Raw genomic sequence first — 15,258 nt, 5'->3', positions numbered from 1 at the left:
TCAGCCCTCCAGTTCGCTGCGTGCTTTCGCCGCCGCGCCGTCCACGTCGACGCCCCGCCGGCGCGCGTACACGACCGCTGCCGCGTCCGCCGTCACGCCCAGCTCCTGCTGGAGTTGATTCACCGCGGCGACCGTCTCCTGTCGGTCGTGGCCCGCGTCGACGACGGCGTCGAGCGCGCGCTCGAACGCCGACCGCTCCTGGAACAGCGACGCGTCCGGCGCGAAGTCGTCGGGAATCTCGACGTCCTCGGGGTCGAACGACGCCGCGAGTTCGCCGTCCTCGCGCTCGACGAGTCCCTCGCCGGTCGCGACGTCCAGCAGGCGCTTGGCTTGGTCCGGGCTCATCCAGTCGCGGTCCAGCGACAGCGCCACCACGAAGGCCTGTTCAGGTATCCTGCGCTTGCCCTTCTGTTTGAACGGCGCGGCGACCGCGACCCGGAGACTCATGCCCGAAGCGACGGCGCCGACGCCGGTAAAACCCGCTGTTCCCGTCCAACCGAGTCTTTCAAGTGCGTCCTTCGCCACTTTCCGGGTATGCAATATCAAGGCCGCTCCAAGCGCTCGAAGACCGGCGCGCGACTCCGTCCCCAGAGCAAGAAGAAGAAGTCCAAGACCGGCCGCTCGCCCACGGAGACGACCGTCGGCGAACAGCGCTTCCGCACCGTCGACGCGCGCGGCAACAACGAGAAGGTCCGCGCGCTCTCCACGAACGTCGCCAACGTCGCCACCGACGACGGCGCCGTCCGCGCCACCATCGAGGACGTCGCCGAGAACGGCGCGAACCCGAACTACGCCCGCCGAAACATCATCACGAAGGGCGCCATCATCGAGACGGACGCCGGCCGCGCCCGCGTCACCTCCCGCCCCGGTCAGGACGGGCAGGTCAACGCCGTCCTCGTCGAATAACGCGGCTTCTCTCTGTCTTCTCGCGCCCGACAGCCGCAGCTGAACCGGCCCCACAGTCTCCCGCGCCCGCACGGAATCTTCCCGTTCAGCCGAACTTATCACGCGCCGCGCCGTACCACGGTCACACTCGAATGTCTGCGACACTGACTCCGTCACCATGAAGACCGGGCGCTACCTGAACGCGGGACTGTTCGTCCTGCTCGCGGTGCTGTGGGGGTTCTCGTTCGTCGCCATCAAGACCGGACTCGGCGAGCTACCGCCGGTGTTCTTCGCGGCGGTTCGGTTCGATGTCGCCGTCCCGTTCCTGCTGGTGTTCGTCGCGTGGCGCTACGACACGTGGCTGCCCCAGAACCGCGCGGACTACGCCGGCGTCGTGGTCGGCGCGGCCGCGCTCATCGCGGGGAACAACGGCTTCCTCTTCCTCGGGCAGCAGGCGATAACGCCGGCCGCCGCGTCCGTGATGTACGGCCTGAACCCGATTCTCGCGCCCGCGCTCGCGTTCGTGCTGCTCGACCAGCGCCTCGACGCGGTCGGCCTCGTCGGCATCGCCGTCGGACTACTCGGCGTCGCCATCATCGTCCAGCCGTCCCCCGAGACGCTCACGTCCGGGTCGACGGTAGGCCAACTGCTCGTACTCGCTGCGGCGATGTCGGTGGCGCTCGGCAGCGTCCTTCTGCAGCGCGTGGACGCCACCCTCGACAGCATTCCGCTGACTGCGTGGGCGATGGCGCTCGGCGCCCTGCTCCTCCACGTGGTGAGCGTCGCCATCGGCGAATCGGCAGCCGGCGCCACCGTCACGATGCCCGTCGTCTACGCGGTGCTGGTCTTGGGTGTGCTCTCGACGGCCGTCGCGTACCCCATCTTCTTCACGCTCATCCGGAAAATCGGCCCCGTCCGCACGAACCTCGTGGCGTACGCCGTCCCCATCTTCGCCGCCATCACGTCGTGGCTGCTGTTCGGCGAGAGCGTCACGCAATCGACGGCAGTCGGCTTCCTCGTCGTCGTCGCGGGCGTCGCGCTCCTCGAACGACAGGTCGTCCGGGAGGAACTCGGCCGCGTCTACCAGCGAGTCAGCCCGACGGCGTAGCTGTGCCGTAGCTGCTGTGAAGCATACGCGCGGCGAAGCCGCGCGTTTCCGCCGCGACGAGCGTAGCGAGTCGCGGGACGTTTTTAGCGTAGCTTTTTGCAAGCGGGGGTGCGCCTCCGGCGCACCCCCCGCAGTAAAAAGGTACTATTGGAACCCGATGTGGCCGCCCTGCTCGCGGCGGGTTTCGGGGTTCTGACTGCCTTTGAACTGTTCTTCGACGCGGTCGTAGTAGTCCATGAGGTCTTCCGTGACGGTGGGGCGGACGTCCTCCATGCCGCGGCGGAAGTGGCGCATCTCGACTTCTTCGGCGTCCTCGTCCTCGCGGAGCGCTTCGATGGCGGCTTCGCGGGTGATGTTCGCGAGGTCGCTGCCGACGTAGCCGTCGGTCACTTCCGCGAGTTCGCGGAGGCTGACGTCGGGCGCGAGCGGGATGTCCTGGGTGTGAATCTTCAGAATCTGCTCGCGGCCCTCGACGTCGGGCTGGCCGACCTGGACGAGGCGGTCGAAGCGCCCCGAGCGGATGAGCGCCGGGTCGATGATGTCGGGGCGGTTCGTCGCCGCGATGACCATCACTTCCTCCATCTCTTCGAGGCCGTCCAGCTCCGTGAGGAGCTGGTTGACGACGCGCTCGGAGACGTTGTTCCCGACTTCTTGCCCGCGGCCGGGCGCGAGGCTGTCGAGTTCGTCGAAGAAGATGACCGTCGGGGAGACTTGCCGGGCTTTCCGGAACGTCTGCCGGATGGCCTTCTCGGATTCACCCACCCACTTCGAGAGCAGCTGCGGGCCGCGGACGCTGATGAAGTTGGCGTTGGTCTCGTTGGCGACCGCTTTCGCCATCAGCGTCTTCCCGGTGCCCGGCGGCCCGTACAGCAGCACGCCCGCGGGCGGGTCGATGCCCATGCGGGTGAACTTCTCGGGCTGATTGAGCGGCCACTCGACGGCCTCCTTGATGTCGTTTTTCGCGTCGTCGAGACCGCCGACGTCGTCCCACGACAGTTTGGGGAGTTCGACGAGGACTTCCCGCATCGCGGAGGGTTCGACCTCGTTGAGCGCGCCCTTGAAGTCGTCGCGCTTGACAATCATCCGGTCGATGAGGCTCGGCGGGATGTCCTCCTCGTCGAGGTCGATTTCGGGGAGGTAGCGCCGGAGCGCGCGCATCGCGGCTTCCTTCGTGAGGCTCTCGATGTCGGCGCCGACGAAGCCGTGGGTGTCGTCGGCCAGCGACGAGAGGTTCACGTCGTCGCTCAGCGGCATGCCGCGGGTGTGAATCTTCAGAATCTCCTCGCGGCCCACCTCGTCGGGGACGCCGATTTCGATCTCGCGGTCGAAGCGACCGGGGCGACGGAGCGCCGGGTCGACGGCGTCGACGCGGTTCGTCGCCGCGATGACGATGACTTGGCCGCGGCCTTCGAGGCCGTCCATCATCGTCAGCAGCTGGGCGACGACGCGGCGCTCGACCTCGCCCGTGACGTCCTCGCGCTTGGGCGCGATAGAGTCCAACTCGTCGATGAAGATGATCGAGGGGGAGTCGTCTTTGGCGTCCTCGAAGATTTCGCGTAACTGCTGTTCGGACTCGCCGTAGTACTTGGAGATAATCTCGGGGCCGGCAATGGAGAAGAAACTCGCCGACGTCTCGTTAGCGACGGCTTTCGCCAGCAGCGTCTTCCCGGTGCCCGGCGGGCCGTGCAGCAACACCCCCTGCGGCGGTTCGATGCCGAGCTTCTGGAAGATTTGGGGGTGTTTCATCGGGAGTTCGACCATCTCCCGGACGCGCTGAATCTCGCTCTCGAGGCCGCCGATGTCCTCGTAGGTGATGCCGCCGCCCGTGCGCTCGAAGCCGCTGATCGGCTCCTCGCGGAGTTCGACGTCCGTGTCCTCCGTGATGAGACAGACGCCCTCCGGTTCGGTCTCGACGGCGATGAGCGGGATGGCCTGCCCCGGCGAGCGCATGAACGGGTGGTTCGTGCTGCTCATCACGGGCACGATGTCCCGCGAGACAACGGGGCGCTTGAGAATCTGTCGTTTGACCATGCCGGCGGCGTCGCTGCCGAACTGGACGCTGGCGTCCTCCGGCGGCGCGAGCACGAGCCGGTCGGCCTTCTGGGCGTCGGCCTTCCGAATCTTGACGCGTTCGCCGATGCCGACGTCGGCGTTCTGCCGGGTGAACCCGTCGATGCGGATGGTGTCGGTGTTCCAGTCCTGCCGGTCGGCGCGCCAGACCTTCGCGGCGGTCGTCTCGGCACCCTCGATTTCGATGATGTCTCCCGGGCTGAGCTTCAGATGCAGGAGCGTGTCGGGGTCGAGGCGAGCGATGCCCCTGCCCGAGTCGTTCGGGTAGGCTTTCGCCACCTCAAGTTGGACTTCGTTCATGATTGGAGGCTACGGCGGATGTGTGCGATTCCGGCGTCGTAACGGAAGTACTTTCCGCCACACCCCACCGTGGCTGTCAACGACTAACACACGAAGGCAGAAAGGCGTGCCGTCTCCCGTTCGTTCTGCCGGGACCGGAGCCGGTCACTCCTCGCGGTGCCTCTCCAGCGCCTCGTCGAGCGTGAGTTCGCCGCGCGCGACCTGCCGCGCGAGCGCCTCGGTGATGGTCCGATTCTGGTCGCTGGCCTCCCGCGACCGGCTCTTGATGACCTGAATCTCGCCCTCCGTGGGTTCGATGCTCCGGCCCTCGACTTCCTCGCCGGTCATCAACGCGATGTTCGCTGCCGCGAGCACGTCGCCCATCCCTCGCGCGCCCGGCCCGAGGAACGGCGTCGTCCCCGTCTCGTCGACTAACTCCACGCGCACGTCGTCGAGGCCGTCGATGATGCGCGCGCCTTCCAGCCGTGCGCCGTCACCCACGCGCACCACGGCGTCGTCCTCGCCCGCGACCTCCTCGCTCACCACTTCGGCGGCCCGCTCGACCGGCACTTGGAACGCCGAGACGACCATCCCACCGCGCAGCACCGCGATGCCGGGCCGGGTCCCCGGGTCGACGCCGACGACGGTCCGCCCCTCGCCGCCCCGCAGGTAGACGAGCGCCTCCTCGACGGTCTGACGGGCGTGATCGGGGTCGGCGACCACGACTGGCGCGTCCGCGTCGATGTCCTCGCCCGCCGTGATGACGACGCCCGTCGTCTCCGGCAGCGGCTCGCCCGGTTCGACCGTCGTGAACGTCACGTCGCGGTCCCGCAGCTCCTCGACGACCTCGTGGTAGACTTCGAAATCCTCGGTCGCGACGACTATCACGACCGCACGTCCGGCCGCCGACAGCAAAACGCTTGCCCGCGGGACGCGCCCCCGGCACACCGGGGGTCTTTTGCCCGGGAGCGACCAATCCCGCAGTAGTGAGCGACGACACCCACATCTCGACTGGCTGTGCCGTCCTCGACGACCTGCTCGGCGGGGGCGTCGAACGCGGCACGGTCACGCAGGTCTACGGGCCGCCGGGCGCCGGCAAGACGAACGTCGCGCTCTCGACGGCCGTGGAGGTCGCCGCCGACGGCGGGACCGCGGTCTACATCGACACCGAGGGGCTGTCCGTGGAGCGCTTCGAGCAGGTGCTGTCCGCGCGCGCCGACGACCCGGAGGACGCCTCCAGTCGCATCGTCATCTCCGACGCCCACGACTTCGAGGAGCAGGCCGAGGCCGTCCGCGACGCCGCGGACTTCGCGGAGCGCGCGGACCTCGTCGTCCTCGACTCCGCCACGGGCTTCTACCGGCTCGAACGCGACGACAACGACGGCGGCGACGCCCTCCGCCGGGTCGCCGACCAAATCACGCATCTCCTCTCGCTGGCGCGCAAACACGACCTCGCTGTCGTCGTCACCAACCAAGTGTTCACGGACGTCGAAAGCGGCAGCGACCGCGTCCGCCCGCTCGGCGGCCACACGCTCAACCACTGGACGGGCGTCGTGATGCGCGTCGACCGCTTCCGCGGCGGCAACCGCCGCGCCACCCTCGAAAAACACCGTTCGAAGCCCGAGGGCGAACACGCTCGCTTCAAAATCACCGACACGGGTATCGAGGGCGCCGACGGCGACGACTACTGAGACGCCCGGTACTCGCCGTGTTTCATCCCGAGGAGGAACGACACCGCCGCGAACACAATCATCGACGGCAGCACCATCATGAAGACGGTGTCCATCCCCATCACGTCCATCGCGGCCAGTCCGGTGACGCCCACCGCGACAATTGCTACCAAGATACCGACCGCTCGGGGGAAGTCGAACTCCATACGACTGCGTTGTGACGCGGCCGACAAATAGGTTCGCGAGTCCGCGACCGCCGCCGAAACCGGCTGGGGAATCGGCCGAACCGAGCATCCGCGAGCGGCACGAGGCGCGAAGCGTTCGAAAATCGCAGAGCGATTTTCGCAGCCCATCAGAACCGCGTTGCGGTTCTGAGGACGCCTCGTTTGTGCGAACGGGGCACGGAGTGACCCGTGAGCGGCGCGAGCGGTTCACTCGCGGCTTCGCCGCGAGGCCGACGAGCGACCACCGCGCCCGGAGGGAGTGGTTCGAAAGGCGCGTCGCGCCTTTCGTCATCACGAAAGACGGTGAAGCCGTCTTTCGAACGACGAGGAGTGCTTTTTCCGCAAGTTTTTGCCAGCCGAGCGGTGCTCTGCACCGCTCGCACAGCAAAAAGTGCGTTTTAGCTGAAAGTAGGCGCTAAGCCCCCTTCCTCAGCGAGCGCCGACCGAACGGGAGGCGCGAGCAGGAGGGGATACAGCGCCGCACAGTTCTCCTACACGGTTCGGTAGCAGACCCATAGGCCCACGTAGTCACAACGTTCTTACAGTAGGATAGTATAATATTGACCGAACCCAATGGAGTACGGCCTCGATTCGGGAGCGCATTCGACGTATTCCCTGCACTACCACCTGATACTCACCACGAAGTATCGGCGCGGAGTGCTCACCGAGGAGCGAACCCAATTCATTCGCGGGGTCATCAGCGGGTTCACGGACAACTACGGCGTCGAACTGACGAACCTCGACGGCGAGGACGACCACGTCCACATCCTGTTCCGAGCGAAACCCACCACGGACCTCGTGAAGTTCATCAACACGGTCAAGGGCGCGACCGCCCGCCGTATCCGCAACGAGTACGCGGACGAACTGAAGACCGAACTGTGGGGAGACTCGTTCTGGAACGACTCGTACTGCCTCATCTCGACCGGGCAGGTGTCGCTGGATGTGCTGAAACAGTACGTAGAGGACCAACGCGAGTAGAATGTACTACGCCTACAAGTACCGTCTCAAGCCGTCCAATGCCCACCGCGAGGAGTTGGACCGCCACCGCGATATTTGTCGGCAACTGTACAACCACACGCTCTACCGCCTCAACGAGTACCAAGACGAACACGGCGAACTGCCGTCGATGACCACCCTGCGGTCGGAGCTACCCGACCTCAAGACGTGGTGGGACGGCCTCTCGGACGTGTACTCGAAGGTTCTCCAAACCGTCGTGGAACGCCTCTTCGACAATCTCAAAGGACTCTCCAAACTCAAGAAGAACGGCTACGGCGTCGGTCAACTCAAGTGGAAGCCGCCACGGGAGTTCCGCAGTTTCACGTACAGTCAGTCTGGCTTCAAGCTCGACAAGAAGGGCGGTCAGACTGTCCTGTCACTCTCGAAACTCGCGGACATACCGATACGGCTCCATCGCGCCATCCCCGACGACGCCACCGTGAAACAGGTCACGGTCAAGAAGGAACCGACGGGCGAGTGGTTCGCCACGTTCGGCGTTCAGAAACCGTCGATGACGGTTTCTGCAGCCCATCAGAAGCCGAAGGCTTCTGAGGACGTCGAAATGGACCGTGAACCGCCCGAACCGCCTGAGAATCCCGAGCGGTGCGTCGGCATTGACGTGGGGATACTCACGTACGCCCACGATACCGACGGGACCGCCGTCGGGTCGCTCGACCTCTCCGCCGAACGGGAACGACTGGAACGCGAACAGCGGTCTCTCTCACGGAAAGAACACGGGTCAAACAACTACGAGAAGCAACGGCGGCGGGTCGCGGAGTGTCACGCCGACCTCCGACGGAAGCGCCGCGACTTCTTGCACAAACTCTCGAACTACTACGCTCGGGAGTACGACCTCGTAGCGGTCGAAGACCTGAACGTGAAGGAGATGATGGAGTCGCCGTCGAACAGTCGCAACACGGCGTCTGCCGCGTGGCGGACGTTCCTCTCGTTCCTCGAATACAAGTGCGAACGGGAAGGAACGCACTTCGTCGCGGTCAACCCGAGCGGGACGACCAAAGAGTGCGCGTCGTGTGGCGTTTCGACCGACAAGCCGTTGTGGGTCCGTGAACACTCCTGTCCTGCCTGCGGGTTTGAGGCGGACAGGGACGCGAACGCGGCGTGGAACATCCTTTCTCGCGGCCTCGAAGACGTAGGAGTGGGACACTCCGAATCAACGCCTGTGGAGACTGCGCTCCCTGTGGATACATCCGTATCTGCAAAGCGCGTCGTGGAAGCAGGAAGCCCTCCCCTCAAGGAGCGAACGACGTCAGCCGTGAGCGAGTAGGGTAGGGTAGTTCACAGTTCGTTCAGTTTCCGGAGGAGCTGGCCCTTGTACTCCTCGTCGCGTTCGACGCCCTTCTGTTCGAGGACGTTGCGTTCGAGGGTGTCCAGCGCCATGTGGAAGGAGTTGTCGGCGCCGTAGCCCTCGCCGCTGCCGGCCATCTGGCCCTTGTTGGTGCGGAGTCGAATCTGGGTCTGGATGAGCGGGGTGCCGCGGAGCTTCTCCTTGTGCTTGTGGAGGCGGACGTGCGCGTGGTGGACGTTCATCTCGCTGTACTTGTTCGCGACGTCCTCGATGCGCTCTTGGACTTCTTCGCGGGAGAGCGCGTCCAGCAGTTCGATGTTCGTAATCTGGACGTCCATGTGCTCCTCCTCGGTGTAGGAGAGCGCGCGCAGCACGTCCGTCTTGGTGACGACGCCGCCCACGACGCGGTCGTCGTCGGCGGGCGTGACGACGAGCCCCGAGAAGTCGTTGTCCAGCATCGTCTGGACGGCGTCCTGCACGGAGTCGTCGACGGTCACCGTCTCGACGGGGCTGGTCATCACGTCGTACACCGGGAGGTCGAGCATGCGTTCGACCTCGCCGCTGCGGTCGCCCCGCGTCGTCTTCGAGATGTCGCGCACGACGAAGTCGACGACGTCGTGGACGGTGACGACGCCCGTGAGGGAGCCGTCCTCGTCGAGGACGGGCAGCCGCGAGATGCCGTGCTTGCGGAGGCGGTTGATGACGACGCCCATGTTGTCATCCTCGGTGACGGTGATGACGTTCTCGCTGAAGATCTGGCCGACGGTGAGCGCGTCGAGGCTGTCGATGACAGCTTCGAGGATGGCGTCCTCGGTGACGACGCCCCAGAGTTCGCCGGCTTCGAAGACGGGCGCGATTTTCGTCCCGCCCTCGACGAGCATGCGGGCGGTGTCGCGGACGTCCTCGGTGCGGTCTACTTTCGGTGCGGAAATCGTGAGCGCGCCGATGCGCGTGTCGTCTTCGATGTGCGAGCCGAGCAGTTGGCGTTCCGTGAGGACGCCCTCGTACTGGCCGGCTTCGGTGACGATGATGCCTTTCGGGTTCTCCTCCTCGAAGATAGAACGAGCCTTCCCCAGTCGTTGTTCAGATTCGACCTCGATGTAGTCGTTGGTCGCGATGTCAGAGATATCCATGGGCCTTCAGTTGGAACGTCGCGGACCAGCGCCTTCAACTTTGTTGCGGCCCGCAGAATCCCGGACTCCCTCCTATGGTTTTGGTGCTGGCGCCCGTAACGTGGCCCGTGTTACCTGTGGGCGTCCCAGACATCGGCGCAATCTTCGGCCCGTACACGTACTTCGCGTCGGAGGTGGCGTTCGGCGCGCTCGCGTTCGCACTCCTCTACCGCGCGGACGCGCTCCGCCGGGCCGGCGTCACCGTCGCCGTGCTCTACCCCATCGCGTACGTCTGGGACTGGTACACGCTCACTATCGGCGTGTTCGCCATCCAACTCCGGACCGGCGTCGACTTCCTCGGCATCCCTGCGGAGGAACACGTCTTCATGGTCGTCGTGCCCGCGCTCGTCGTCGCGTTCCACGAGACCATCCACGGACAGGACTGAAGGCCGTGGCCGTGGTACGACACCTCATGGGAGACCGAGCCTGCTGGCTGGCGTTCTGTCCGGACTGCGACGCGCAGGTGACCGTCGTCGACGAGGAGTGTCCGGACTGCGGGGCGGCGCTGGACTGACCGACCGTCAGTCCGCCCCGAGGGCCGCGCGGAACCGCGCGTCGTCGAACGCCGCGTCAACCCGGGGGACGCGCAGGCAGACCTCGCGGTCCCACGGGTTGACGCGGCGCAGCTCCCGGACGACGCGGGCCGGCGCGGAGTACGTCTCGGCGTCGCCGAACACCGTCACCGTCGCGTCCGCGTCCGCCGGCGGCGCGTCGTGGTCGAGACTCCGGGACTCGTAGACCGCGCCGTACGCGGGCGCGTCCGTCCCGGGGAGCGCCTCCACGTCGAACGCGCTCGTCGTGTCCGTCCCCGCGTGGTGGCTGACTCGCAGGACGGTTCCGTCGGCCTCGATGCCCATACCGGGAGCGCGGCCGCGAGCCCGATAAGCGATGCGCCGTGTGTCGCGCGCTCGACCGACGCCGCGCCGGGTATCCGGTAGATTGACGTGCGAAAGCGGCAATCCGCGTAGTAGACCCGCCACTCGTGCTCGCCGCAACCGCCATCATGGTCCTCGGTATTTGCGTGACTGCTGCCGTCTCCCAGTCCAGCGGCTACCGACTCGGCGGCGTCATGGTGTTGCCGCTACTGGTCGTCTACACCTTCCGCGAACCGGTGACGCCGGTCGTGTTCGCCGTCGCGACGGCGGCCGCGTGGGGCGCGCGCTGGACGCGGAAATCCAGCGCCGCGCGGTCGCCTGACTACTCGACGGCCAGCACGCGCACGTCGAAGACGAGCGTCTTCCCCGCGAGTTCGTGGTTGAAGTCCACCGCGACGTGCTCGTCGGTGACGGCAGTCACGTCCCCGTGGAGGCCGTTCTCGGCTTCGACGTGGAGACCGACCTCCGGGGTCTCCCCGACCATCCCCTCGAACGTCTCGGGGTCGTACTCGCGCACCCGGTCGGGGTCGTGGTCGCCGTACGCCGCCTCCGGGGGGACCGTCACTTCGGCTTCCTCGTCGACGGCCATCCCGACCACGGCGTCGTCGAGCCCCTCGATGACGTCCTCGCGGCCGACGGTGAACGTCAGCGGCTCGAATTCTTCGCGTTCCTTGCCCTGTGCTTCGAGGAGGTCGTGTTCGGCGGCGACGTCGGGGTCCGACGTCGCGAACACGCTCCCGTTCTCGAAGCGACCGACGTACGCGAGGCGCACGCGGTCGCCTGACTCGATAGTGTCTGTCATCGGTGTTCGGACTACTGTCGGAGGTCGTACAGCCGGCGGAACGCGGTCGGCGGGAACCGCAACTCCAAGCGGCTCGGCGGCCGGCCCTTGCCGGCGCGCTCCTCGGCTTGCACGCGCTCGACGACGCCGCTCTCCGCGAGTTCGTAGAGGTAGCGTTTGACCGTCCCCGCCGAGAGGTCGACCCCCGCGCTGATGGCCTCTGTCGTCGCCGTCACCGACGCTCGGTCGTCGGGCGCGAGGTCGACCAGTTCCCGGAGCACGAGTTGCTTGTTCTCCGGGAGCGCGAGCACGCGCCCCAGCGAGACCGACGGCTCGGGCACTTCGGCTATCGCTTCGTCGACGTCCGCGGGCGCGAGGCGGTCGCGGCCGTCGCGGTTCGCGCGGTCGGTCGCGACGAACAGCGCCGCGAGCGCGTCGTGGGCGTTCCCGTCGGCCCAGTCCGCGATGCGGCGCGCGAGTTCGTGCGTGAGCGCCTGCTGGGCCAGTCCCGCAGACGCGCGTGCCATCAACACGTCGACCAGCACTTGGCGGCGGTAGGGTTCGACGCGAATCGTCGTCGCGGTGTACTCCGTGAGTTCGGTCTCCTCGGGCGGCTCCCGGCCAATCGCGAGCCAACTCGCGTTACTCGGCAGTCCCGCGAACAGTTCGACGAGGCGGTCGGCGTCCACGTCGTCGGGCGCGCCCACGTGGTCGACGCCGACGACGACGCCGCCCCGCGACTGCCCGACGCGCTCGTGGAGGCGGTCGCGAATCTCGGCGGTGCCGATTCCGTGCTCGGGCACGCGCTCGTCGACGAGCGCGTCCAGCACGTGGTGGTAGAACGCGAACTCGCTGTTCGTCTCGCGGGCGTCGACGTAGACGAACCCCGGAGCGCTCGGCGACCCGGCGCGCGTGCTCGTGTAGATGACCGACTGCGTCTGCGTGGACAGCCGTTCGAGGTGGCCGAACAGCGCCGTCACCACCGCGGTCTTCCCGGAGCCGCGGGGGCCGTGGACGTACGCGTTCGGCGGCAGCCGACTGTCGAACACTGGTTCGAGGTGGTCCAGCAGCCGTTCGAGGACGGGGCCGCGGTCCGACGGCTCGTCGAGGTGCGTCACCGGCGCCAGCGCCTCGTAGTCCTGCACGAGCCGTGGGGCCGCGTCCCGTCGCTGTCGGCGTTTTATTCGCGCGTCGATGTCCATGAGGTGGGGGAGAGTTCGTTATCCACGGTACCAACCACGTAGTAAAAAGGACCGGGGTTGGTGCGGTTCAGAGCCCGAGGTAGCCCGCGTTCGGGACGACGCCGAGCAGGTAGAGGACGCCGACCGCGAACATCACGACTGCGATGGCCATCGCGGGCGGGTCGACGTGCGTCCCCGAGTGCGAGTAGAACACGCGCTGGGAGACCTCGCCGACCAGTCCGCTGGCGCCGCCGACCGCGCCCGCGGCGAGCAACGCGGCGGCCTCGCTGCCGAACACCGGCAGCGCGAGGACGGCGCCGACCGCGCCCATCAGCGTGATGTGGTGCGTGACCGGAATCTTCTCGACGCCCAACTGGAGGAACAGCAGGCTCATCGCGGAGATGCCGTACCCGAGGAAGATGCTCCCGGTCTGGAGCCAGATGTAGCCCGCGAGCACGCCGCCGACCAGCCCGATTGCGGTGACGCCCGACCAGCGGTACTGGTGGGGGAGCCACGGCTGGGTCGCCAGCCGCCCGGTGGCGGTCCCGCCGTCCGTGGCGACGCGCTCCTCGCCGCGCTCGAACGGCGTCATGTCGAGGAGCCCGGAGCCGGCGGGGCTGCCGACCAGCGGGTAGCCGAAGGCGACGCGCGCGAGCAGCGCCGTCAGCACCACGGAGAGCGCGATGCCGTCCGTGGGGACGCCGAGCCCGCTGGAGACGCGGCTGACGAGCATCCCGAGCGCACCGAACACCGCGCCGACCGCGAGGATGTCCGGCTTCGTGCCGAACGCGTACGCGATGTCCTTCCCGAAGTGGTAGTCCGCGCCGTCGGGGGCCATCTCGGGGTACTTCTTGCCCGCGTACGCGGACGCGGCGACACCGCCCGCGAACGCGATGTGCGGGCCGGTGATGGCGCCGAACCCGATGACGCCGGTCAGTCCCGTGGCGATTTCGCCCTTCGGGACGGCGTCGATGGCGCCGAACTGGCGTTCGAGAATCGCGAGCCCCTCCCCGAGGAAGACGACGAATCCCGTGAGGATGAACGACGGCAGCGCGCCGAGCGCGGCGCCGAACGCGCCGCCCGCGAGCGCCGTAATCAGGAGGACGGCGAACGGCTCGACCTCCATCCCGATGACCGGAATCTGGAGAATCCCGTACATGGGTTAGTCCTCCTGCGCCCAGTCCAGCGAGCGTTCGACGGCGTCGTCCCACCGGCCGTACATCTTGTCGGCTTTCGACTCGTCCATGTCGGGCTCGAACTGGCGGTCGACCTGCCAGTTCGAGCGCAGCTCGTCGACGTCGTCCCAGTAGCCGACCGCGAGGCCGGCGGCGTACGCCGACCCGAGCGCCGTGGTCTCGTCGACCTCGGGGCGCGCGATGTTGGTCTGGATGATGTCGGACTGGAGCTGGCAGAGGAAGTTGTTCTTCACCGCGCCGCCGTCCACGCGCAGCGACGTGGTCTCGACGCCGGAGTCGGCCTCCATCGCTTCCGCGATGTCCCGCGTCTGGTACGCGATGGATTCGAGGGTCGCGCGGACGATGTGTTTCTTCTCGGTGCCGCGGGTCATCCCGACGATGGTGCCGCGAGCGCGGCCGTCCCAGTGGGGCGCACCGAGTCCCGTGAACGCCGGCACCATGTAGACGCCGTCGGTGGACTCGGCGGAGCGCGCGAGTTCGGCGGTCTGGGCGGCGTTGTTGATGAGGTCGACGTCTTCGAGCCACTCGATGGCGGCGCCCGTGACGAAGATGGACCCCTCCAGCGCGTACTGGACGGGTTCGCCCGAGCGCTGGAAGCCGATGGTGGTGAGGAGGCCGTGGTCGGACTCGACGGCCTCGTTGCCGGTGTTCATGAGGTAGAACGAGCCGGTGCCGTAGGTGTTCTTGGCGTCGCCCTCGTCGAAACAGGTCTGCCCGAACAGCGCGGCCTGCTGGTCGCCGAGCGCGCCCGCGACGGGGACTTCGGCGCCGAGGAAGCCGTCCGGGTCAGTGTGGCCGTAGAACTCCTCGTCGGAGGACGGCCGGACTTCCGGCAGCATCTCGGCGGGGACGTCGAACTCGTCGAGCAGGTCGTCGTCCCACTCTAGGTCCCGGATGTTGTACAGCATCGTCCGGGAGGCGTTCGAGACGTCCGTGATGTGGTTGCCGGTGAGGTTGTAGATGAGCCACGCGTCGATGGTGCCCATCAGGAGTTCGCCGTCGCGCGCGCGGTCGCGGAGGTCCTGCGTGCGGGAGGTCTGGAGTTTCAGCGGTTCGGCGTTGTCCAGAATCCACTCGGTCTTCGTCGCGGAGAAGTACGCGTCGGCTTCGAGGCCGGTCTTGTCCCGAATCTCCTCGATGGAGTCGTCGGCTTCCAGTTCCTCGACGCGGTCGGTGGTGCGGCGGTCCTGCCAGACGAGCGCGTTGTGGACGGGTTTGCCGCTGGCGGCGTCCCACACGACGGTGGTCTCGCGCTGGTTCGTGATGCCGAGCGCCTCCAACTGCGTGGCGTCGAGACCGGCGGCGTCCAGCCCCTCGGTCACGGCAGTCTTCGTGTTCTCCCAGATTTCGACGGGGTCGTGTTCGACCCAGCCGGGTTCGGGGTAGAGCTGTTCGTGTTGTTCGTACGCGTTCGCGACGACCTGCCCGCTGTGGTCGAAGACCATGAACCGGGTTCCGGTCGTCCCTTGGTCTATCGAGCCGACGTAGGTGTCTGGCATTGGTTGGTGTGCTCCG

16 protein-coding genes are annotated in these 15,258 nt (G+C 67.1%); 6 read left to right on the top strand and 10 right to left on the bottom strand.

Features of this window, described 5'->3' with window-relative positions; all coding sequences use genetic code 11:
- Entirely contained in the window at positions 1 to 447 is a 447-nt protein-coding gene (locus AVZ66_RS09720; protein ID WP_058983884.1) for a DUF2240 family protein, read from the bottom strand.
- 87 nt (positions 448 to 534) lie between these two features.
- On the opposite strand from AVZ66_RS09720, the gene AVZ66_RS09715 reads away from it, so the two are divergent.
- Positions 535 to 906, top strand: a complete 372-nt coding sequence (locus AVZ66_RS09715; protein WP_058983883.1) for a 30S ribosomal protein S8e — start codon at positions 535 to 537, stop codon at positions 904 to 906.
- Between the two features lie 157 nt (positions 907 to 1,063).
- A complete protein-coding gene (locus tag AVZ66_RS09710; RefSeq protein WP_058983882.1) occupies positions 1,064 to 1,993 on the top strand; it encodes a DMT family transporter in 930 nt (309 codons plus the stop codon).
- A gap of 144 nt (positions 1,994 to 2,137) precedes the next feature.
- Here the strand turns inward: AVZ66_RS09710 and AVZ66_RS09705 are convergent, their stop codons facing one another.
- Both AVZ66_RS09705 and AVZ66_RS09700 read right to left on the bottom strand, forming a co-directional pair.
- Positions 2,138 to 4,363, bottom strand: a complete 2,226-nt coding sequence (locus AVZ66_RS09705; protein WP_058983881.1) for a CDC48 family AAA ATPase — start codon at positions 4,361 to 4,363, stop codon at positions 2,138 to 2,140.
- Between the two features lie 144 nt (positions 4,364 to 4,507).
- Positions 4,508 to 5,230, bottom strand: coding sequence for a hypothetical protein (locus AVZ66_RS09700; RefSeq protein WP_058983880.1), 723 nt, complete (start codon positions 5,228 to 5,230; stop codon positions 4,508 to 4,510).
- 98 nt (positions 5,231 to 5,328) lie between these two features.
- Here AVZ66_RS09700 and radB point away from each other — a divergent pair, with 98 nt between their 5' ends.
- Positions 5,329 to 6,033 carry a DNA repair and recombination protein RadB gene (gene radB, locus AVZ66_RS09695; protein WP_058983879.1) on the top strand — a complete coding sequence of 235 codons (705 nt, stop codon included), beginning with the start codon at positions 5,329 to 5,331 and terminating at the stop codon, positions 6,031 to 6,033.
- On the opposite strand, the gene AVZ66_RS09690 is transcribed toward radB, so the two are convergent.
- Positions 6,027 to 6,218, bottom strand: a complete 192-nt coding sequence (locus AVZ66_RS09690) for a hypothetical protein (protein ID WP_058983878.1) — start codon at positions 6,216 to 6,218, stop codon at positions 6,027 to 6,029. The two genes, radB and AVZ66_RS09690, sit on opposite strands and share 7 nt — an antisense overlap.
- A 591-nt stretch (positions 6,219 to 6,809) precedes the next feature.
- On the opposite strand from AVZ66_RS09690, the gene tnpA reads away from it, so the two are divergent.
- Both tnpA and AVZ66_RS09680 read left to right on the top strand, forming a co-directional pair.
- Positions 6,810 to 7,214, top strand: a complete 405-nt coding sequence (gene tnpA / locus AVZ66_RS09685) for an IS200/IS605 family transposase (RefSeq protein WP_058983877.1) — start codon at positions 6,810 to 6,812, stop codon at positions 7,212 to 7,214.
- Position 7,215: 1 nt separating this feature from the next.
- Complete coding sequence (locus tag AVZ66_RS09680; protein WP_058983876.1) at positions 7,216 to 8,517, top strand: RNA-guided endonuclease TnpB family protein; 1,302 nt, start codon at positions 7,216 to 7,218, stop codon at positions 8,515 to 8,517.
- 11 nt (positions 8,518 to 8,528) lie between these two features.
- On the opposite strand, the gene AVZ66_RS09675 is transcribed toward AVZ66_RS09680, so the two are convergent.
- The gene (locus tag AVZ66_RS09675; RefSeq protein ID WP_058983875.1) at positions 8,529 to 9,671 is read right to left on the bottom strand and encodes a CBS domain-containing protein; all 1,143 of its coding nucleotides are present in this window, start codon (positions 9,669 to 9,671) and stop codon (positions 8,529 to 8,531) included.
- A gap of 74 nt (positions 9,672 to 9,745) precedes the next feature.
- Here AVZ66_RS09675 and AVZ66_RS09670 point away from each other — a divergent pair, with 74 nt between their 5' ends.
- Positions 9,746 to 10,096: a lycopene cyclase domain-containing protein gene (locus AVZ66_RS09670; protein WP_082678824.1), complete on the top strand. Its 351-nt coding sequence runs from the start codon at positions 9,746 to 9,748 to the stop codon at positions 10,094 to 10,096.
- A 135-nt stretch (positions 10,097 to 10,231) separates the two neighbouring features.
- On the opposite strand, the gene AVZ66_RS09665 is transcribed toward AVZ66_RS09670, so the two are convergent.
- The 5 genes from AVZ66_RS09665 to glpK all read right to left on the bottom strand — a co-directional run bounded on the left by AVZ66_RS09665 (position 10,232) and on the right by glpK (position 15,242).
- A complete protein-coding gene (locus tag AVZ66_RS09665) occupies positions 10,232 to 10,567 on the bottom strand; it encodes a hypothetical protein (RefSeq protein WP_058983873.1) in 336 nt (111 codons plus the stop codon).
- Positions 10,568 to 10,907: 340 nt separating this feature from the next.
- Entirely contained in the window at positions 10,908 to 11,387 is a 480-nt protein-coding gene (locus tag AVZ66_RS09660; protein WP_058983872.1) for a peptidylprolyl isomerase, read from the bottom strand.
- Between the two features lie 11 nt (positions 11,388 to 11,398).
- Complete coding sequence (locus AVZ66_RS09655) at positions 11,399 to 12,568, bottom strand: Cdc6/Cdc18 family protein (RefSeq protein ID WP_058983871.1); 1,170 nt, start codon at positions 12,566 to 12,568, stop codon at positions 11,399 to 11,401.
- Positions 12,569 to 12,635: 67 nt separating this feature from the next.
- The gene (locus AVZ66_RS09650) at positions 12,636 to 13,706 is read right to left on the bottom strand and encodes a hypothetical protein (RefSeq protein WP_058983870.1); all 1,071 of its coding nucleotides are present in this window, start codon (positions 13,704 to 13,706) and stop codon (positions 12,636 to 12,638) included.
- Positions 13,707 to 13,709: 3 nt separating this feature from the next.
- Positions 13,710 to 15,242 (bottom strand): glycerol kinase GlpK, encoded by a 1,533-nt coding sequence (gene glpK / locus AVZ66_RS09645; RefSeq protein ID WP_058983869.1) that lies wholly within the window; start codon positions 15,240 to 15,242, stop codon positions 13,710 to 13,712.
- Positions 15,243 to 15,258 lie beyond the last annotated feature (16 nt).

It is taken from the genome of Halobacterium sp. CBA1132, from assembly GCF_001485535.1.
Lineage (GTDB): Archaea > Halobacteriota > Halobacteria > Halobacteriales > Halobacteriaceae > Halobacterium.
Note: the sequence above shows the minus strand (reverse complement) of the source record. Positions and strands in the feature narration are given on the sequence as shown.